The following is an 18,720-nucleotide window of genomic DNA, read 5'->3' on the forward strand; positions in this document are numbered from 1 at the left end:
GGTCGCGCCGGGCAGGCTCCTGGGTGCCCCGTCATCCATGGCGGGACGACCGACTGTTGGCGGCCATCCTGGTCGACATCCCGAGACTCCAAGCGCTCCAGAACCGCCTGGACCTCGTCTATGACGTCGGACCCAAGATGAGGGATGTCGTACAGCACAGCCGGCCCCTGGAGCACCTGACGGAGATTGTGCGGACCAGCCGTCGCGTCAGAGTGCTGCCCGAGCTGCGGGACGTGCTGCTGAAGGCCGAGCGGTACGACATCGGTGCTCACTGGTTCGCGCTCGCGGTCACCGTTCTCACCGTGCCCGGCCCGTTGCCCGTCGGGTACATGCTGAGTCTCATCGACGAACTGAGGCAGTTACCGCCGGAGTTCGGCATGCACACCGTCGACCGGTACGTGATCGAACAGCGCAGAGCGGACCAACCGCTGGACGCCGACGGACTCCCCGCCGCGCTGTTGGCGCTCTACGACAGCCAGGCGGCCCCCGCCGAACCGGCCACGCGCCATGCCCGGATGGTGTCCTTTCTCGACCTGCTCGCGCAGGAGGCACAGGCCCACGAGCAGGGGGAGCGGCTCACCGGGCTGCTCGCACGTGTCCCGGGCCGGCGCGGCGAGCCTGCCGGACTCCCCGCACAGGAGAGGCTCCCGGAGGGGCAGGAGAGCCGGGCCATCATCCAGATACGGGTCCAGGAGGCAGGCCCACCGGTCGAGCCGCATCTGCCGTTCACCCGGCGCACCTACTTCCTGCGCGGCTTCCGCTACGACGACACGGGCGCCGGCGAACCGCGCTTCCGTCGGGCGATGGACCCCACCGAGGTCTTCCCGGGTGCCGAACTCGACCGCCGGGGAACGGAGTTCCTGCTCGCCTGGCAACAGCACGTGGAGCCCGGCGAGGGCGGCGTTACGCGGTACGAGTTCCTGCTGCCCGACGAACTGCTGGGCCATCCCGTCGAGTTGTGGCCGAGCAGCTCCGGGGTTCCACTGAGCTACGGCTGCCAGGTCGTCGTACGGTCCCTGACCCGGTACGACGACAACCTCGTCCATCAGCAGTGGGCTCGCCGCTGGGACGCGCTCGACCGTGACTGTGCGCCGGGCGACGCGTTGAAGCGCATCGGCTGGATGAGTCCCGAGGCCACGAACTCCCCCGATATGAACCGGAGTTGTCCGCCGGGGCGATACCCGCCACTGCTGCTCGCCGACGGCGCCGACGTGGAGGACTGGCTGCGGGACCACAAGGACCTGGCCTGCCTGGGCCTGGTGGCACCGTACGAACCGCACGACCCCCTCATTCGGGACGCGGTACGCGATGCCCTGATGTACGACGGGATCCCCGTCATCGTCTGGCGGCGTGACGCAGGCGACCCCGGCCTGCTGCTGGACGCTTTGCGTGACAGCTGCCCGCCCGCCCTGCTCGCCCAGCTGCCCGAAAGCGTCCACGGGGCGCGACAGCGCCGTCGCCGCGATCCGCTGAACGTGGGCAGGCACATCACCCTGCTCTGGGACGACCCGACGTGTGTCTTCGTGAACCAGAACAGCCAGCTGCCCGGCACCCGCGGGGCCGGAACCGGTGGAGGAGCAGCATGACCGAGCCGCAGGACTGGTGGGTCTACCGGGGCACCGGTGTCCCGCACGAGGGCATCCGCCGACTGCCCGAGGCCCCGCCCTGGCGTGCCTTCCGGCACGCGGGCGCCGTGCCCGCCGATCTGCCCGAACCACCGACAGCCCCCGACGACGACGCCGTTCAGCGACACCTCGGCCGCCAGGGACAGGGCGCTGCCTACCAGGCCGGCGAACGTGAGATCCACCTCGTCAACCTCGCCCTGCACCTGCGCCGCCCCCTGCTTCTGACCGGCAAACCCGGCACCGGCAAGTCCACGCTGGCGTACGCCGTGGCACACGAACTGAATCTGGGGCCGGTGCTGCGCTGGCCGATCACCAGCAGGTCGACCCTCAAGGACGGGCTGTACGAGTACGACGCCGTGGGCCGCCTGTACGACGCCGGACTACGCAACGCCGGACTGCGGGGCGACCTCGGCGGCCCGGTTCCGGAACCGCCCGACATCGGCCGGTACATGTGGCTCGGTCCGCTGGGCACCGCACTGCTGCCCTGGCGGCGCCCGCGGGTCCTGCTGATCGACGAGATCGACAAGAGCGACATGGACTTCCCCAACGACCTGCTGAACGTCTTCGAGGAGGGTGAGTTCGTCATCCCCGAACTGGCCAGGCTGGGACACGGAGCACAGCGGGTGATGACCTCGGATCGCAGGCCTGTCGAGGTCGTCGGCGGCGAAGTGGCCTGCGCGGAGTTCCCGTTCGTGGTGCTGACCAGCAACGAGGAGCGGGAGTTCCCGATGGCCTTCCTGCGGCGCTGCATTCGGCTGGAGATCGGCACTCCGGACCCGAAGCGACTGGCCGGCATGCTCGCCGCCCATCTTGGCGGGGCGGATACCGCGGGCGGGGCGCGGGCCGAGCTGATCGCCGAATTCCTTTCCCGGCAACGGGAGATGGGGGCACTGGCCAACGACCAACTGCTCAACGCGCTGCTGATGGCGGAGCGCGGGCTGTGGGACGGGGAGACGGGGCGGGATCTGGTGCGGGACCACTTGTTGCGGCCGTTGGACCGGGGGTGAGGGGCGGTGGCCGGGGCTGAGTGGGCAGGTCCTGCCGGGTACGCGCGGCCGGTGGACTCCGAGGGCACCTCGCCGACCCGGCCGAACCCGGATCCACGGCCCTCCGTCCCGGACGGCGTCCTGCGAGAGGAACTCGCCCGACTCCTGAACCCGGACGGCCGCCCGGACGCGGGCGACGCTCTCGACGTCCTGTGGATCGCCAGGCTCAGCGGTATCGGCCCCCTGGACTGGGCCAGGATCGGCGACGGCACCGACCCGACCGCCGGTGCGCGGGACACCGACCCGCTGCCGGCTCCTCCGCCCGAACCCCGTCCCGCACACGACTCCGGTCCGCGGGCCCCGTCGGCCCGCCTGTACCTGCCCGGTGGCACCGGCACGGCGCCACCGCGTCCTGGCGGCGCACACGCCGTCCGTGTCACCCAGCCGCACGCCCTCCCCGACGCCCTGTCCCTGGCCCGCGCCCTGCGCCCGCTGCGCCAGAAGGTCTCCTCCACCAGGACCCGGGTCCTCGACGTCGAAGCCACGGCGGCCGCCTCGGGTGACACCGGACTGCTGCTGCCGGTCCTGCGCCCGGCGAGCGAACTCCGCTTCTCCGCCGACCTGTTGATCGACACGGGGACGACGATGGGTGTCTGGCACCGGCTCGCGGACGAATTGCGCACCCTCTTCGCCCGGCACAGCGCCTTCGCGGAGGTACGCGCCTGGGCACTGCACACCGACGATCCGGAGCCGCGCCTTGCGCCCTTCCGGCGAGATACGCGGGCCGTGTCCCCGACGCGCCGCTGGCGTGAGGCCCTGGCCGACCCCACCGGCTGCCGGGCCGTCCTCGTCCTGACCGACGGCGTGGGCCCGGCCTGGTACGGCACCGACCTGCCCAGGACGCTGGCCGCATGGTCCCGCGAGCGTCCCGTGGCCGCGTTCCAGGTGCTCCCCAGCCACCTGTGGCACCGGACGGCCCTGCGCACCTCGGCTGTCCGTGCTCGCGGTACGGAGGGGGCCCGCGCGACGATCGAGGTCAGTTCCTCCGGTCCGCTGCCCGGCATCGTCCGAGGACGTGCGGGAGCGGCCGACCGGGCCCGGATCCGCTGGCTGCCGGTGCTGGAGGTCTCCGGCCCCTGGCTGGACCCGTGGGCCCGTCTGGTCGCGGGCCGCGCCACGGACTGGACCCCGTTGCTGGCCACCCCGCTCACCGTGGCCGACCGCCCCGCCCCAGCCGCCGACCGGCCCGACGGCAGTACCACCCCGGCCGCGTGGATCGAACGCTTTGAAGAGGGCTACTCCCCGGAGGCCTTCCGCCTCCTGCGCCTCCTCGCTGCGGCCCCGCTCAGTCTCCCGGTGATGCGGCTCGTCCAGCAGACGCTGCTCCCGTCATCGACGCCCATGCACCTGGCCGAGATCTTCCTGTCCGGCCTCCTGGTCCGCGCCACACCGGCCGGCCCCGGCGAGGACCCGGACACGGTCCTGTACGACTTCCGGGACGGCATTCGCGAGACGTTGCTGGACCGCCTGACGCGCACGGAGTCGCTGAGGGTGCTCCGGGAGGTGATGGCGGGTGCCGGCGAGCGGGTCTCCCGGACACTGGGTGGGGTGACAGACTTCGCGGCCCTGGTGGCAGCGGGCTCCGGGGCGGGACTCGACGGGGTCGAACTGCCGCCGGAGAGCCGGGCGTTCGCGGAGGTCGCCTTGGCCGTTATCAGCCGGGCGGGAGGCGACTACGCGGAGCTGGCGGCGCGGTTGGGGGGCGATGGCGGGGGCGGGGAGCTGGTGCGGGACCGAGAGGACGCCGAGGAGGTTGGGCGGCGGAGCCGTCGAGGGTGGTCGCTTCCGTGGCGGCGACGGCGTGGTGACCGTCCTGGCGAGGAGCAGGGCTCGTCGGCGGGGCTGTCGAACACGATCCCCGCGCTTCCGGAGCACTACCTCCCGCGGGCGGAGACCGGCCGTGTCCTGGAGGTCCTGCGCAGAGGAAGCCGCTCACGCGGAAGCCGCACCAAGGGCCCGAGCATCGTCGTCATGACGGGGCGTCCGGGCACCGGGAAGACTTCACTGGCCATTGCCTGCGCACGGGAACTGGCCATGGACTTCAAGACGGTCCGATGGGTCAGAGCGCACAGTCGCGAGGTCCTGGAGGAGGATCTCGTCAGCTTCGCCGTCGACGCTGACGTCATTCGCGCCGGCGAGTCGATCTACGCGGACTCCCTTCTGGCGGACGTCTATGCCTACTTCGCGAGAAACCCTGACGTGCTGCTGATCCTCGACGGAGCCACGACGGAGACTCTCGCCTTCGTGGATCGGCTGCCGTTGCTGGCGAACTCGTACAACAGCATGCTGGTGACCTGCTCCGGGGACCCGGGGACGGTGGTCATGCCTCACGAGCGGCTGGAGTTGGAGGACTTCACTTGGGGCGAGGCCTTGGAGTACGTCACGCTGTCGCTTGGTCCCCCGGGCCGGTTCTGGGTGAGCGATTCTGAGCTAGCCGAGTTGGTCGAGGTGACGGGGACGAATCCGGGTGCGCTCGGGCACGCTGTGACGGCGATCAGGACGAAGGACATGTCGGTCCGTTTCAGGGTTATGCGGGAGCTGGCGAGCAGCGAGGGGTTCCGGCGGATTGAGCCGTCGCTCGTGTGGATCACCCGCGATGGGGAGTTCATCGGAACCGGGATTGTCGTCGGAACCGACACGGTGATGACCGGTGTCGTCGACACAACCCCGGGCGGCGTCCTGCGTGTGCATCGACTGCTCGGCCGGGGTCTCGACGTGACCGGAATTCGCGCATTTGGTGTGCCAGGGCAGACGCTGCTGCGCGTTCCTGATGAGCTGCCCCGGGAAGTGGTGGCTGAGGTGAGCGGCCTTTTCAGCCCCTTCGCCGCAGTTTGGTTCCGGGACCCAGGAAGTGCGGGAACACCGGGTCTCCAGGTGCGATCCGTCTCAAGGAGGCTGAACGACGGCATTCCGGGTGCGGTGGTGTTCGACGAGGGCGGACGGCTCTGTTCTGTGGTGTGGGAGAACGCCGGCGGCGGGTTGACGGCGTCTAGGATCCATCCCGAACTGCATGAGCTGTTCTCGGTCTCCAGGCCACAGCCCGTGCCGACCCGAGGGCCGCTCTTCTATCTGAGTTACGCCCACACACCGTCAGCCGAATCTCGGGACCACGACCTGGAGCAGCGCTTTTTCAGAGACCTGAGCACGGACATCTGGCAGCTCACCACTCTGGAATCGTCGGACGTGGGCTTCATCGACGCGGAGATTTCCCCAGGGACAGAGTGGCGGGCGACGACGATGAGGGCCTTGGCCGAGGCACAGGTGCTCGTACCCCTCTATTCACCCCGCTACTTCAAGAGCGAATGGTGCGGGAGGGAATGGGCGGCATTCAACTGGCGTATGGAGAGGGAGTCCTCTTCCGGCAGGAGCCCTCTGTCGGCCATCGTGCCGGTGATTTGGCTTCCCACAGACGGCGAACAGCTGCCGTCGGCCGTACGGAACATCCAGTACGGGGAGGCGGCGCTGGGCAACGCGTATTTCGAAGAGGGACTGCTCGGCCTTCTGAAATCCGGCCGCCGCCGCGAGTACCGGGAGGCGGTTTTCCGGATCGCCATGTCCGTAGCGGAAGCGGCCAAAGCGGCTCGACTGCGGCCCTGCGACCCTAACGACTTGGCGGACCTGCCCAACGCCTTCGAGGATGTTCAGCCCTGACGTACACCGGCGACGAAGGCGGACCAGGCGGGGCCCCTGAAGACAAGCACCGGTCCACCAGTCCGCTTGCTGTCGCGGACCGGCACCAACGGCCAAGCAGCGTCGGCCACTTCGAGGCAGTCGCCGCTGCTTCCGCCGCTGTAGCTCGACTTGCGCCACGAGGTCAGGGCGGAGTCGTCAGAGATGTTGTGCTCGTTGTGCTTCATGCTCGTAATCCTCTGCGACTGACTTGATCAACGCCAGGGAGTTGCGGTGCGACAGAGCGTCGCCCAGCGCATGATCGTAGGACACCTGGCACTCCCGGACCACGGACGGGAGTTCCAGGATCCGGCCCGACTTGAGGCCTTCGGCGTAGGCGAGGGGCGGCAGGTCCTCGAACCACATCAGCGAGACGAAGCCCTCCATCAGGGCGTGGTAACCGACGGAGAAGGGCAGGACATGGACGCGAATGCGGTTGCTCTCTCCCAGGGTCGCGATGTGCCGGAGTTGTTCGCACATCACCTCTGGCCCGCCGATAGGGCGCCGAAGTACCGCCTCGTCGAGCAGGATCCACACTTTCGGCGAGTGGAAGTCGTCGAGGATGCGGGCGCGTTCGAGGCGGGTGACAAGGAGCTTGTCACGTTCCTCGTCGCTCCTCGGTGACGCGCCCGAACTGAGCACCTCGCGTGCGTAGGCCGGGGTTTGGAGGATGCCAGGCACCAACTTGGGGGCGTATTCCCGGATCTCCGTCGCCCGCCCCTCGAACTCCAGCGCCTCCGCGAAGTGTTCCGCCACCCTGCGGCCGTCCAGCGCCGGAAGGAAGTTCTCGAAGAAGCCGCCTGTCTCCAGCACCTGGTCCAGCCGCCGCGCGTCCTCCACGTCCGGCCTGCGCCGCCCCGCCTCGATGTGTGCGATGTGCGTGCGCGACATGACCGCACGCATGCTCAGCTCCTCCTGCGTGAACCCGGCTGCCTCCCGTCGCCGCTTCAGCTCGGTGCCGTACTGCTGACGCGTCAGCGGGTTGTCCTCGATCGCCACCGGTCAACTCCCCCTCGTGCAGACCACGTTGTCACGCTCAGCTACCTTCCGAGCGTAACCGGCGCCACGTCACTCTGTGCAGGAATCGGCACGGAAAGTGAAAGGCGACAGGGTGGAACTCTCGAAAGAGCAGGAAGACGGGCTTGTCGGGGCGAGCATCACCCTTCAGGTCTCACGCGACGGCGGCCGGAGCTGGGGACCCACAGTGACGTACAGCCCGTCCCGCAAGGACGCTCCGATCGACCTGGCGGGACGTTTTCCGCCCTGCCGGTGTCCGAGGTGCACGCGCGCGTAGCTCACTGCTCCTCCAACACCGGAAACCGCCGAGGCGCCCACACCAGCAGCACCACGAAGGCCACCGCCGCCGCGCACCCCGCCCCCAGATACACCGCGTGCACCGCGTCCGCGATGGCCCGCCGGGTCGCCTCGGGTGCGGTGCCCGCGGAGAGGGCGCGGGTGACGGAGTCGAGGTCGTTCGCGCCGCCGAGGCGGGAGGCGAGGACTCTGTTGGCGACCGCGCCGAAGACGGCGGCGCCGATGGTCTGGCCGGTCTGGCGGCAGAACAGCACGGAGGCCGTCGTGGTGCCGCGTTCGGCCCAGCCGACCGTGGACTGGACCCCGACGATCAGGGGGAGTTGGAAGAGGCCCAGCGCGGCGCCGAGGAGCAGCATCAGCAGGGTGGGCTGCCAGGCCGCGCCCGGGTAGGGGAGGAAGGGGAACGCGAACAGGATCAGGGACGCCGTGCCGATGCCGAGCATCGCGGTGTTGCGGAAGCCGATGCGCCGGTACACGTGCTGGCTCAGCGCGGCCGATACCGGCCAGCTCAACGTCCAGACGGACAGCACGAATCCGGCGGCGACCGGGGCGAGGCCGAGGACGGACTGGGCGTACGTGGGCAGGAAGACCGTAGGGGCGACCATGAGGAGTCCCAGCGCGCCCAGGGCCAGGTTCACCGCGGCGATGGTCCTGCGGCGCCACACCCACCCGGGGATGATCGGCTCGGCCGCCCGGCGCTCCACCAGGACGACGACGGCCACCAGGGCGAGTCCCGCGCCGAACAGCCCCAGCGACGGCGCCGAGAGCCATGCCCACGCCACCCCGCCCTGCACGAGCGCCGTCAGCAGCACGCCCCCGCAGGCGAACACCGCGAGCGCGCCCGCCCAGTCGACACGCGCGCGCGTGGAGCGCGCTTCGCGGGCCGGCTCGTGCAGATGGCGGGCGATCAGCCACAGCGCCACCGCGCCGATCGGCAGGTTGACGAGGAAGATCCACCGCCAGTCGGCGTAGGCCGCGAGCACCCCGCCGACCCCCGGGCCCGCGACCGCCGCCACCGCCCACACCGTGGAGAGCCTGGCCTGGATCTTCGGGCGTTCCTCCAGCGGGTACAGGTCGGCGGCGAGCGTCTGGACCGTGCCCTGGAGCGCGCCGCCGCCGAGGCCCTGCACGATCCGGAAGGCGATCAGCGCCCCCATGTTCCACGCCACCGCGCACAGCAGTGACCCGAGCAGGAACAACGCGGCCCCCGCGACCAGCACCGGCTTGCGCCCGAAGGTGTCGGAGAGCTTGCCGTACAACGGCAGCGTCACCGTCACGGCCAGCAGATAGCCGGAGAACAGCCAGGAGAAGACCGAGAAGCCGCCGAGGTCCCCGACGATCTGGGGGACGGCCGTGGAGACGATGGTGGCGTCCAGGGCGGCCAGTGCCATCGCGAGCATGAGGGCGGCCACGACGGCCCCCCGGCGGCGGGTCTCCCGGTGGGGCGCGGACTCACGTATCGCCGGCCTCGTGTCGTCCACGCGGATTCCTTCCCCCTGCATCTATCTGCCGGACGACAGCTTCCCACTTGACCCTCACGCGGCGGCAGGGTGCAGCCTGGCTGCGCCGGAGGGTGGAGCCGACCCCTAGATCGCCTCCACCTGGAGGTGGACTGCCCCTAGGGGTATCTCCGTACCTGGGCTCGGGGAGGGTTCGTACCGCCGGAGGACGAGACGGGCCACGGTCCGTCCTTAACCTGGCTTTACGCCGTTGGGGAGCGGCGGGGGGAGGTCGACCGGATCGGCGGGGGTGGGGTTTTCCCCCGTAGAAGACGGTGCTGAGCACCAGCGCGGCGGACCCTCTCGCGGGACCAGACTGAACGCCGTACCCAAGCAATCGCACCGGTCGCCCCGGCGATCGGCGGTTCAATCGCTGCTCATTCGATGACCGACATAGGAGATATACCGTGACATCGGCTGTAACCATCACCAGGCACGGGGGCACTGGAGGGCGTACGGCCGTTGCCGCGCGGGCGCGGCAGGTCGTCAAGGCGTACGGGTCCGGCGAGACCCGCGTCGTCGCCCTTGACCATGTGGACGTGGACATCGCTCGCGGACAGTTCACCGCGATCATGGGCCCCTCGGGGTCCGGCAAGTCCACCCTCATGCACTGCCTCGCCGGACTCGACACCGTGACGAGCGGTCAGATCTACCTGGACGACACCGAGATCACCGGCCTCAAGGACAAGAAGCTCACGCAGCTGCGCCGCGACCGGGTCGGGTTCATCTTCCAGGCGTTCAACCTGCTGCCGACGCTCAACGCGCTCGAGAACATCACGCTGCCCATGGACATCGCGGGCCGCAAACCCGACAAGGAGTGGCTCGCCAGGGTCGTCGAGACAGTTGGACTTTCGGACCGACTCAAGCACCGGCCCACCCAGCTCTCCGGCGGCCAGCAGCAGCGCGTCGCCGTGGCCCGCGCCCTGGCCGCCCGGCCGGAGATCATCTTCGGTGACGAGCCCACCGGAAACCTCGACTCGCGCGCGGGCGCCGAGGTGCTGGGCTTCCTGCGCCGCTCGGTCGACGAGCTCGGGCAGACCATCGTGATGGTCACCCACGACCCGGTGGCCGCCTCGTACGCGGACCGGGTGCTGTACCTCGCCGACGGCCGGATCGTCGACGAGATGTACAAGCCGACCGCGGACGCCGTCCTGGACCGCATGAAGGACTTCGACGCCCGGGGGCGTACGTCATGACCGTCATGAAGACCTCGATGCGCAACTTCTTCGCGCACAAGGGACGCATGGCCCTGTCGGCCGTCGCCGTCCTGCTGTCGGTCGCCTTCGTCTGCGGGACGCTGGTGTTCACCGACACCATGAACACCACCTTCGACAAGCTCTTCGCGGCCACCTCCTCCGACGTGACGGTGAGCGGCAAGGGCGCCTCCGACAGCGGCGAGACGACCTCCGACAACGGCAAGCCGCCGGTCATGCCGGCCTCCGTGCTGGCGAAGGTCCGCGAGGCGCAGGGCGTGAAGTCGGCGGAGGGGACCGTCTTCTCGACCTCGGTGACCGTCGTGGACGCCGACAAGGACAACCTCTCGCCCTCCAGCGGCGCCCCGACCATCGTCGGCAGCTGGAACGCCAACGACGCCCGCACCATGAAGATCACCTCCGGTGCGGCCCCGAAGAACTCCGGCCAGATCATGGTCGACGCGGACACCGTCGACAAGCACCACCTGAAGCTCGGTGACGAGATCGGCGTGATCAGCGCGGTCGGCACGCACACCGCGAAGATCTCCGGCATCGCCGACTTCCAGGTCACCAACCCCGGCGCGGCGATCTTCTACCTGGACACGAAGACCGCCCAGGAGGCGCTGGTCGGCGAGACCGGCGTGTACACGAACGTCAACGTCACGGCCGCGCCCGGCGTCACCGACGCGCGGCTGAAGCAGAACGTCGCGGCCGAGGTCGGCGGCGGCTACAAGGTGCAGACGGCCAAGGAGACCGCCGACGCCAACCAGAAGGACGTCGAGAGCTTCATGAGCGTCATGAAGTACGCGATGCTCGGCTTCGCCGGGATCGCCTTCCTCGTCGGCATCTTCCTGATCATCAACACCTTCTCGATGCTGGTCGCCCAGCGCACCCGTGAGATCGGCCTGATGCGGGCGATCGGATCGAGCCGCAAGCAGGTCAACCGGTCCGTGCTGGCCGAGGCGCTGCTCCTGGGCGTGACCGGGTCGGTGCTGGGGGTCGGCGCGGGCGTCGGACTCGCGGTCGGACTGATGAAGCTCATGGGCTCCATGGGCATGCATCTGTCGACCAGCGATCTGACGGTCGCCTGGACCACCCCGCTGGTCGGCCTGCTGCTCGGCGTGGTCGTCACCGTCCTGGCCGCCTGGCTTCCGGCCCGCCGCGCGGGCAAGGTCTCCCCGATGGCCGCGCTGCGCGACGCGGGCGCCCCGGCCGACGCCAAGGCCGGTGTCGTACGGGCCGTGCTGGGCCTGGTGCTGACCGGGGGCGGCGGCTACGCCCTCTACCTGGCATCCGCGGCCGACAAGGCCAAGGAGGGCTCCCTGTGGCTCGGCCTCGGCGTGGTGCTCTCCCTGATCGGCTTCGTCGTGATCGGCCCGCTCCTCGCGGGCGGTGTGGTGCGCGTCCTGGGCGCGGTCGTCCTCAGGGTGTTCGGCCCGGTGGGACGCATGGCCGAGCGCAACGCCCTGCGCAACCCGCGCCGTACCGGGGCCACGGGCGCCGCCCTGATGATCGGCCTCGCGCTGGTCGCCTGTCTGTCGGTCGTCGGCTCGTCCATGGTCGCCTCCGCGACGGACCAGCTCGACAAGACCGTCGGCACGGACTTCATCATCCAGTCCGACAGCGGGCAGCTGGTCACCCCGGCCGCTGTGAAGGCCGTCAAGGACACCCCCGGCCTCGCGCGGGTCACCGAGTACCGGATCACGGAGGCCGACTACACGACCCCCGACGGCAAGACGCTCAAGGACACCGACATCACGGCGGCCGACCCGACGTACGCGACCGACCTCCAGACCAAGACAGTCGCCGGCAAGCTCGCCGACGCCTACAAGCCCGACTCGATGTCCGTGCACGAGAAGTTCGCCGAGGCGCACGGCATCCACCTCGGCTCGAAGATCAAGGTCGCCTTCAAGGACGGCGCCACCGCGAACCTCACCGTCCGCGCCATCACCAGCAGCGACGTCGTCATCGACGCCGGCTCGAAGTACATCTCGACCGCCACGCTCGCCAAGTACGTGCCGGCCGACAAGATGCCCCTCGACCAGCTGGTCTTCGCGTCGGCCAAGGAAGGCCAGACGGACGCCGCGTACAAGTCCCTGAAGTCGGCGCTGCACGACTACCCGCAGTACACCGTGCGCGACCAGTCCGACTACAAGCAGGCCCTCAAGGACCAGATCGGCCAGCTCCTGAACATGATCTACGGCCTTCTGGCCCTCGCGATCATCGTCGCGATCCTGGGTGTCGTGAACACCCTGGCGCTCTCGGTGGTCGAGCGGACCCGGGAGATCGGCCTCATGCGGGCGATCGGCCTCTCGCGGCGCCAGCTGCGGCGCATGATCCGCATGGAGTCGGTCGTCATCGCCCTCTTCGGCGCCCTGCTCGGCCTCGGCCTCGGCATGGGCTGGGGGGCGACGGCCCAGAAGCTGCTCGCCCTGGAGGGCCTGAAGGTCCTGGAGATCCCCTGGCCGACGATCATCGCGGTCTTCGTCGGATCGGCCTTCGTGGGCCTGTTCGCCGCCCTGATCCCGGCGTTCCGCGCGGGCCGGATGAACGTCCTGAACGCCATCGCGACCGAGTAGCCACCCTGACGGGGGAACGGGGAACGGGGAACGGGGAACGGGGAACGGGGAACGGGGAACGGGCCCGGTGCCGGAGGAACCAGCCTCCGGCACCGGGCCCGTTCCCGTGCTCAGAAACTGCCCCGCTTCAGCAGGACATAGCCGCCGGTCACGCCCACGACCGTGTAGGCGGTCCGCGGATGCAGCCGCCTGACGTACGACTCGGCGTACTCCTGGGTCCGGTTGCCGAACGCGACGTAGTCCGGGGACAGGCCCTGGGTGTTCCCGATCCAGAACACCCGGCAGCGCGCGGTGAGCCGGCTGATCGGACCGATGTTGGCCTCCACCGTCGCCCCGTCCGGCACCCGCGCCAGCAGCCCCTCCACCGCGCTCACGCGCGCGGGCTCGCGATAGGTGTCCGCCTCGGTCAGCCCCGCCAGCGGAAGCGCCGTGGTCAGCGCCAGCGCCGCCGCGACGACGGCGGTGGGCAGCTGCCTGCCGTACGACCGCAGCCAGGGCCGCGGGCTCTCCCGTACGGCGGTCAGGGCGTCGGCGAACGCCAGCGTGACCACCGGCATCAGCACCGCGCTGTAGTGCCAGTCCGTGCCCCAGTAGTGCGCGTCCGCGGACACGAACCGCCAGCCCAGCGTCGGCAGCACGACCAGGACCAGCGGGGAGCGCAGGGCGAGCAGTCCGCCGGTCGGGATCAGCAGCCAGGCGAGCGTACGGATCTTGGTGTCGAGGCCGTCCAGGGGGCCGCCGGACCCGCTCACCTTCTGCCAGTAGCCGTAGTCCCCGGCTGTGTTGAAGGCCGGTATGACGACGGTGAGGGTGACGACCGTGGCCGCCGCGCACAGCACCGCGACGCCCAGCGCGTACCGCACCGCGCGCGGGGACACGCTCCGCGCCCGGATCGCGACGACCACGGCGATCGCGGCCGCCGTGAGACCCAGGTCCTCCTTCACCAGGACCAGCGGCAGCGCCCAGCACAGAGCGCGCCGCCAGCGCTGCGCGAGGACCGCCTCCAGGGCGAACGCGATCATCGGGACGGCGAAGCAGATCTCGTGGAAGTCGAAGTCGACGGCCCTCTGAAGACCCCAGGACAGTCCGTACGCCACCCCCAGCGCGAGTCCCCGGCGCCGCCCCAGCAGTGCGGCCGCCGCGCGGGTGACCGGCACCGCGGACAGCGCGAACAGCGCGGCCTGCGCCACCAGGAGCGTCACGGGGGAGGGGAAGACTCGGTACACGGGCGCGAGCAGCGCGGTGACCGGGCTGAAGTGGTCGCCCAGGATGTTGAACCCGGGGCCCTTCAGATCGGCCACGGGCGCGCGCAGATGCGCGTACGCGCGGATCGCCTGCTCGAAGATGCCGAGGTCCCAGGAGCGGTTCGCCAGGTGTCGGTAGCGGGAGACGGAGACGACCGCGTACGCGACGAACAGCAGCCCGGCCAGCAGCCAGGGGTCCCAGCGGGGGCCCGGCGGACGCCGGTCACGCGGGGGAGGCGTGACCGGCCCCGGTATGACGGGATGCGAGTCCGTGGACGGCGGGGCGGGAGGGGGCATGTGGCGGGCCTCGGGGGTGGGGTTGGGGGTTGGGGTGGGGGCCGGTGGGGTCTGGTGGCTGGTGTGGCTTGGGCTGGGGGCCGGCGGGGCTTGGGTCGAGGATTGGCGGGGCTCGGGCCGGGGGTGTGCGGGGCTTGGGCCGGGGTGTGCGGGCTTCGATGCCTGGCCCTCGATCATGTCTGGTGGTCCGGCGGCCGCGGTGACCGGCCCCGGGCGGACGCGTGTGGAGGGCCTTGGCCTGCGGGGACTGTGGTGGTGCGGTGGGGGCGGCTCTCGGTTGTCCGGGGTAGTCCGGTGGGGACGGCGTTCGGTTGTCCGTGGTGGTCCGGCAGGGCTGGCGTTCGGTTGTCCAGGGCTGTCCGCAGGGCGCGGCGTTCGGTTGTCCGGGGCTGTCCACAGGGGTCGGCGCTTGGTTGTCCAGGGCTGTCCACAAGGCCGGCGTTCGGCTGTTCGCGGTTTTCCACAGGGCCGGTGCTCGGGGGCCTGGAGTTGTCCACAGGCCCCGGCGTCCACGAGCGTGGCGTCGTAGGCTGGAGACCCCCCGGCCGGTCACCGCGTCGGGCGATTCGCGTTGCCCGCCCCCGGCCGATCCCACCGGCCGCTCCCTCCGCCGCCAGCCAAGCCCCCCGGACGAAAGCCGCCCCGAATGAGCCTGCACGGTCTGCTCGACGCCGTCGTCAAGGACCCCGCCCTCGCGGAAGCGATCGCGGCCGCCCAGGACAGCAACCGCATGCACGTCGACCTGGTCGGCCCCCCGGCGGCCCGCCCCTTCGCGGTCGCCGCGCTCGCGCGCGAGGCCGGCCGGCCGGTGCTCGCGGTGACGGCGACCGGCCGCGAGGCCGAGGACCTGGCCGCGGCCCTGCGCTCCCTGCTCCCGCCCGAGGGGATCGTGGAGTACCCGTCCTGGGAGACCCTTCCGCACGAGCGCCTGAGCCCCCGCAGCGACACCGTCGGCCGCCGCCTCGCCGTCCTGCGGCGGCTGGCCCACCCCCGCCCGGACGACCCCGAGACCGGCCCGGTCTCCGTGGTCGTCGCACCCGTGCGCTCCGTGCTCCAGCCGCAGGTCAAGGGCCTCGGCGACCTGGAGCCGGTGGCCCTGCGGACTGGTCAGAGCGCCGACCTGAACACGATCGTGGAGTCCCTCGCGGCAGCGGCCTACGCGCGCGTGGAGCTCGTCGAGAAGCGCGGCGAGTTCGCCGTCCGAGGCGGCATCCTCGACGTCTTCCCGCCCACCGAGGAACACCCCCTGCGCGTCGAGTTCTGGGGCGACGACGTCGAGGAGATCCGCTACTTCAAGGTCGCCGACCAGCGCTCCCTGGAGGTCGCCGAACACGGCCTGTGGGCGCCCCCGTGCCGTGAACTCCTGCTCACCGACGACGTACGCGAACGCGCGCGTGCCCTCGCCGAGCAGCACCCCGAGCTGGGCGAGCTGCTGGGCCGGATCGCCGAGGGGATCGCGGTCGAGGGCATGGAGTCCCTGGCCCCCGTGCTCGTCGACGACATGGAGCTGCTGATCGACGTCCTGCCCAAGGGCGCCATGGCCGTCGTCTGCGACCCGGAGCGGGTCCGCACGCGCGCGTCCGACCTCGTGGCCACCTCGCAGGAGTTCCTCCAGGCGTCCTGGGCGGCCACCGCGGGCGGCGGCGAGGCGCCCATCGACGTCGGCGCGGCCTCCCTGTGGTCCATCGCCGACGTCCGGGACCGCGCGCGCGAGCTGGACATGATGTGGTGGTCCGTCTCGCCGTTCGCGGCCGACGAGGAACTCGACGCCGACACCCTCAAGCTCGGCATGCACGCCCCCGAGACCTACCGCGGCGACACCGCCAAGGCCCTCGCCGACACCAAGGGCTGGCTCGCCGACGGCTGGCGCGCGGTCTTCGTCACCGAGGCCCACGGCCCGGCGGCGCGTACCGTCGAGGTGCTGGGCGGCGAGGGCATCGCGGCCCGCCTGGACGCGGAGCTCGCGGCGATCTCCCCCTCGGTCGTGCACGTGGCGTGCGGCTCGATCGAGTACGGCTTCGTGGACCCTTCGATGAAGCTCGCCGTGCTCACCGAGACCGACCTGACCGGGCAGAAGGCGGCCGGCAAGGACGGCGCCCGGATGCCTGCCAGGCGCCGCAAGACCATCGACCCGCTCACCCTGGAGGCGGGTGACTACATCGTCCACGAACAGCACGGCGTGGGCCGCTACATCGAGATGGTCCAGCGGACCGTGCAGGGCGCCACGCGCGAGTACCTCGTCGTCGAGTACGCCCCCGCCAAGCGCGGCCAGCCCGGCGACCGCCTCTACATTCCCACCGACCAGCTGGAGCAGATCACCAAGTACGTCGGCGGCGAGGCACCCACGCTGCACCGCCTCGGCGGCGCCGACTGGACCAAGACCAAGGCGCGCGCGAAGAAGGCCGTCAAGGAGATCGCCGCCGACCTGATCAAGCTGTACAGCGCGCGCATGGCGGCCCCCGGGCACACCTTCGGCCCGGACACCCCGTGGCAGCGCGAACTGGAGGACGCCTTCCCGTACGCGGAGACCCCCGACCAGCTCACCACTATCGCCGAGGTCAAGGAGGACATGGAGAAGTCGGTCCCCATGGACCGCCTGATCTGCGGCGACGTCGGCTACGGCAAGACGGAGATCGCCGTACGGGCCGCCTTCAAGGCCGTCCAGGACGGCAAGCAGGTGGCGGTGCTCGTCCCGACGACCCTGCTGGTGCAGCAGCACTTCGGGACGTTCTCCGAGCGCTACTCGCAGTTCCCGGTCGTCGTGAAGGCGCTCAGCCGCTTCCAGACCGACACCGAGGCCAAGGCCGTCCTGGAGGGCCTGCGCGAGGGCTCCGTGGACGTCGTCATCGGCACCCACCGGCTGTTCTCCTCCGAGACCAAGTTCAAGGACCTCGGCCTGGTCATCGTCGACGAGGAGCAGCGCTTCGGTGTCGAGCACAAGGAGCAGCTGAAGAAGCTCCGCGCCAACGTCGACGTACTGACCATGTCCGCGACGCCCATCCCCAGGACGCTGGAGATGGCGGTCACCGGCATCCGCGAGATGTCGACGATCACCACGCCCCCGGAGGAGCGCCACCCGGTGCTCACCTTCGTCGGACCGTACGAGGAGCGGCAGATCGGCGCGGCCATCCGCCGTGAACTGCTGCGCGAGGGCCAGGTCTTCTACATCCACAACCGCGTCGAGTCGATCGACCGCGCGGCCTCGCGGCTGCGGGAGATCGTCCCCGAGGCGCGCATCGCGACCGCGCACGGCCAGATGTCGGAGTCGGCCCTGGAGCAGGTCGTCGTCGACTTCTGGGAGAAGAAGTTCGACGTCCTCGTCTCGACCACGATCGTCGAGTCCGGCATCGACATCTCCAACGCCAACACCCTGATCGTGGAGCGCGGCGACAACTTCGGCCTCTCGCAACTCCACCAGCTGCGCGGGCGGGTGGGCCGTGGCCGTGAACGGGGTTACGCCTACTTCCTGTACCCGCCGGAGAAGCCGCTCACGGAGACGGCCCACGAGCGGCTCGCGACCATCGCCCAGCACACCGAGATGGGCGCGGGCATGTACGTGGCCATGAAGGACCTGGAGATCCGCGGCGCGGGCAACCTCCTCGGCGGCGAGCAGTCCGGGCACATCGCGGGCGTCGGCTTCGACCTGTACGTCCGCATGGTCGGCGAGGCCGTCGCGGACTACCGGGCCTCCCTGGAGGGCGGTGTTGAGGAGGAGCCGCCCCTGGAGGTCAAGATCGAGCTCCCGGTCGACGCACACGTCCCGCACGACTACGCGCCGGGCGAGCGGCTGCGTCTTCAGGCCTACCGCGCGATCGCCTCGGTCAACACCGAGGAGGACATCAAGGCCGTACGCGAGGAACTCGTCGACCGCTACGGCAAGTTGCCCGAGCCGGTCGAGAACCTGCTCCTGGTCGCCGGTCTCCGGATGCTGGCACGCGCGTGCGGCGTCGGCGAGATCGTCCTCCAGGGCACCAACATCCGCTTCGCACCGGTGGAGTTGCGGGAGTCGCAGGAACTGCGGCTGAAGCGGCTGTACCCGGGCACCGTCATCAAGCCGGCCGTCCACCAGGTGCTGGTGCCGCGGCCGAAGACGGCGAAGGTGGGCGGGAAGCCGTTGGTCGGGCGGGAACTGCTGGGTTGGGTCGGGGAGTTCCTGACGTCGATCCTGGGGTCGTGAGGCGCCGCCGGGGGACACGCGGGGTTGAGTGAAGTCCTCTCGGCGGTACTGCCCGGCGTTCCCTTCCGCTGCCACGA

At 70.5% G+C, this 18,720-nt stretch carries 10 protein-coding genes; 6 read left to right on the forward strand and 4 right to left on the reverse strand.

Features of this window, described 5'->3' with window-relative positions; genetic code table 11:
* Positions 1-56 precede the first annotated feature (56 nt).
* From G3I78_RS29765 to G3I78_RS52920, 3 genes are read left to right on the forward strand one after another with little or no spacing between them, the layout of a single operon-like run.
* Positions 57-1,586 carry a hypothetical protein gene (locus G3I78_RS29765; RefSeq protein ID WP_164430082.1) on the forward strand — a complete coding sequence of 510 codons (1,530 nt, stop codon included), beginning with the start codon at positions 57-59 and terminating at the stop codon, positions 1,584-1,586.
* Positions 1,583-2,632, forward strand: a complete 1,050-nt coding sequence (locus G3I78_RS29770) for a MoxR family ATPase (protein ID WP_164430084.1) — start codon at positions 1,583-1,585, stop codon at positions 2,630-2,632. Before G3I78_RS29765 ends, G3I78_RS29770 begins: the two co-directional genes overlap by 4 nt.
* 51 nt (positions 2,633-2,683) lie before the next feature.
* Positions 2,684-6,322, forward strand: coding sequence for a TIR-like protein FxsC (locus G3I78_RS52920; RefSeq protein WP_164430086.1), 3,639 nt, complete (start codon positions 2,684-2,686; stop codon positions 6,320-6,322).
* Here the strand turns inward: G3I78_RS52920 and G3I78_RS29780 are convergent.
* The 3 genes from G3I78_RS29780 to G3I78_RS29790 form a co-directional block, all read right to left on the reverse strand.
* Positions 6,313-6,528 (reverse strand): DUF397 domain-containing protein, encoded by a 216-nt coding sequence (locus G3I78_RS29780; protein ID WP_164430088.1) that lies wholly within the window; start codon positions 6,526-6,528, stop codon positions 6,313-6,315. The genes G3I78_RS52920 and G3I78_RS29780 overlap by 10 nt on opposite strands.
* A complete protein-coding gene (locus G3I78_RS29785; protein ID WP_164430090.1) occupies positions 6,500-7,339 on the reverse strand; it encodes a helix-turn-helix transcriptional regulator in 840 nt (279 codons plus the stop codon). Before G3I78_RS29785 ends, G3I78_RS29780 begins: the two co-directional genes overlap by 29 nt.
* Positions 7,340-7,635: 296 nt before the next feature.
* Positions 7,636-9,156, reverse strand: coding sequence for an MFS transporter (locus G3I78_RS29790; protein ID WP_203615696.1), 1,521 nt, complete (start codon positions 9,154-9,156; stop codon positions 7,636-7,638).
* A 404-nt stretch (positions 9,157-9,560) separates the two neighbouring features.
* On the opposite strand from G3I78_RS29790, the gene G3I78_RS29795 reads away from it, so the two are divergent.
* Positions 9,561-10,349 carry an ABC transporter ATP-binding protein gene (locus tag G3I78_RS29795; protein ID WP_164430094.1) on the forward strand — a complete coding sequence of 263 codons (789 nt, stop codon included), beginning with the start codon at positions 9,561-9,563 and terminating at the stop codon, positions 10,347-10,349.
* Positions 10,346-12,925 carry an ABC transporter permease gene (locus G3I78_RS29800; protein WP_164430096.1) on the forward strand — a complete coding sequence of 860 codons (2,580 nt, stop codon included), beginning with the start codon at positions 10,346-10,348 and terminating at the stop codon, positions 12,923-12,925. The genes G3I78_RS29795 and G3I78_RS29800 overlap by 4 nt, the downstream gene beginning before the upstream one ends.
* A gap of 110 nt (positions 12,926-13,035) precedes the next feature.
* Here G3I78_RS29800 and G3I78_RS29805 read toward each other — a convergent pair whose 3' ends face one another.
* On the reverse strand, positions 13,036-14,466 hold the full coding sequence (locus tag G3I78_RS29805) for a DUF2079 domain-containing protein (RefSeq protein ID WP_164430098.1): 1,431 nt from the start codon (positions 14,464-14,466) through the stop codon (positions 13,036-13,038).
* A 646-nt stretch (positions 14,467-15,112) separates the two neighbouring features.
* Between G3I78_RS29805 and mfd the strand changes: the two genes are divergently transcribed.
* Entirely contained in the window at positions 15,113-18,643 is a 3,531-nt protein-coding gene (gene mfd / locus G3I78_RS29810; RefSeq protein WP_164430100.1) for a transcription-repair coupling factor, read from the forward strand.
* Positions 18,644-18,720: the final 77 nt, after the last annotated feature.

It is taken from the genome of Streptomyces sp. SID13726, from assembly GCF_010548375.1.
In the GTDB taxonomy this organism is placed as follows: domain Bacteria; phylum Actinomycetota; class Actinomycetes; order Streptomycetales; family Streptomycetaceae; genus Streptomyces.

Excerpts from the sequence above, each read along its gene's own strand:
- G3I78_RS29770 (WP_164430084.1), top strand. The coding sequence starts at position 1,583 with ATGACCGAGCCGCAGGACTGGTGGGTCTACCGGGGCACCGGTGTCCCG.
- G3I78_RS29780 (WP_164430088.1), bottom strand. The coding sequence starts at position 6,528 with ATGAAGCACAACGAGCACAACATCTCTGACGACTCCGCCCTGACCTCG.
- G3I78_RS29790 (WP_203615696.1), bottom strand. The coding sequence starts at position 9,156 with ATGCAGGGGGAAGGAATCCGCGTGGACGACACGAGGCCGGCGATACGT.
- G3I78_RS29800 (WP_164430096.1), top strand. The coding sequence starts at position 10,346 with ATGACCGTCATGAAGACCTCGATGCGCAACTTCTTCGCGCACAAGGGA.
- G3I78_RS29805 (WP_164430098.1), bottom strand. The coding sequence starts at position 14,466 with ATGCCCCCTCCCGCCCCGCCGTCCACGGACTCGCATCCCGTCATACCG.
- mfd (WP_164430100.1), top strand. The coding sequence starts at position 15,113 with ATGAGCCTGCACGGTCTGCTCGACGCCGTCGTCAAGGACCCCGCCCTC.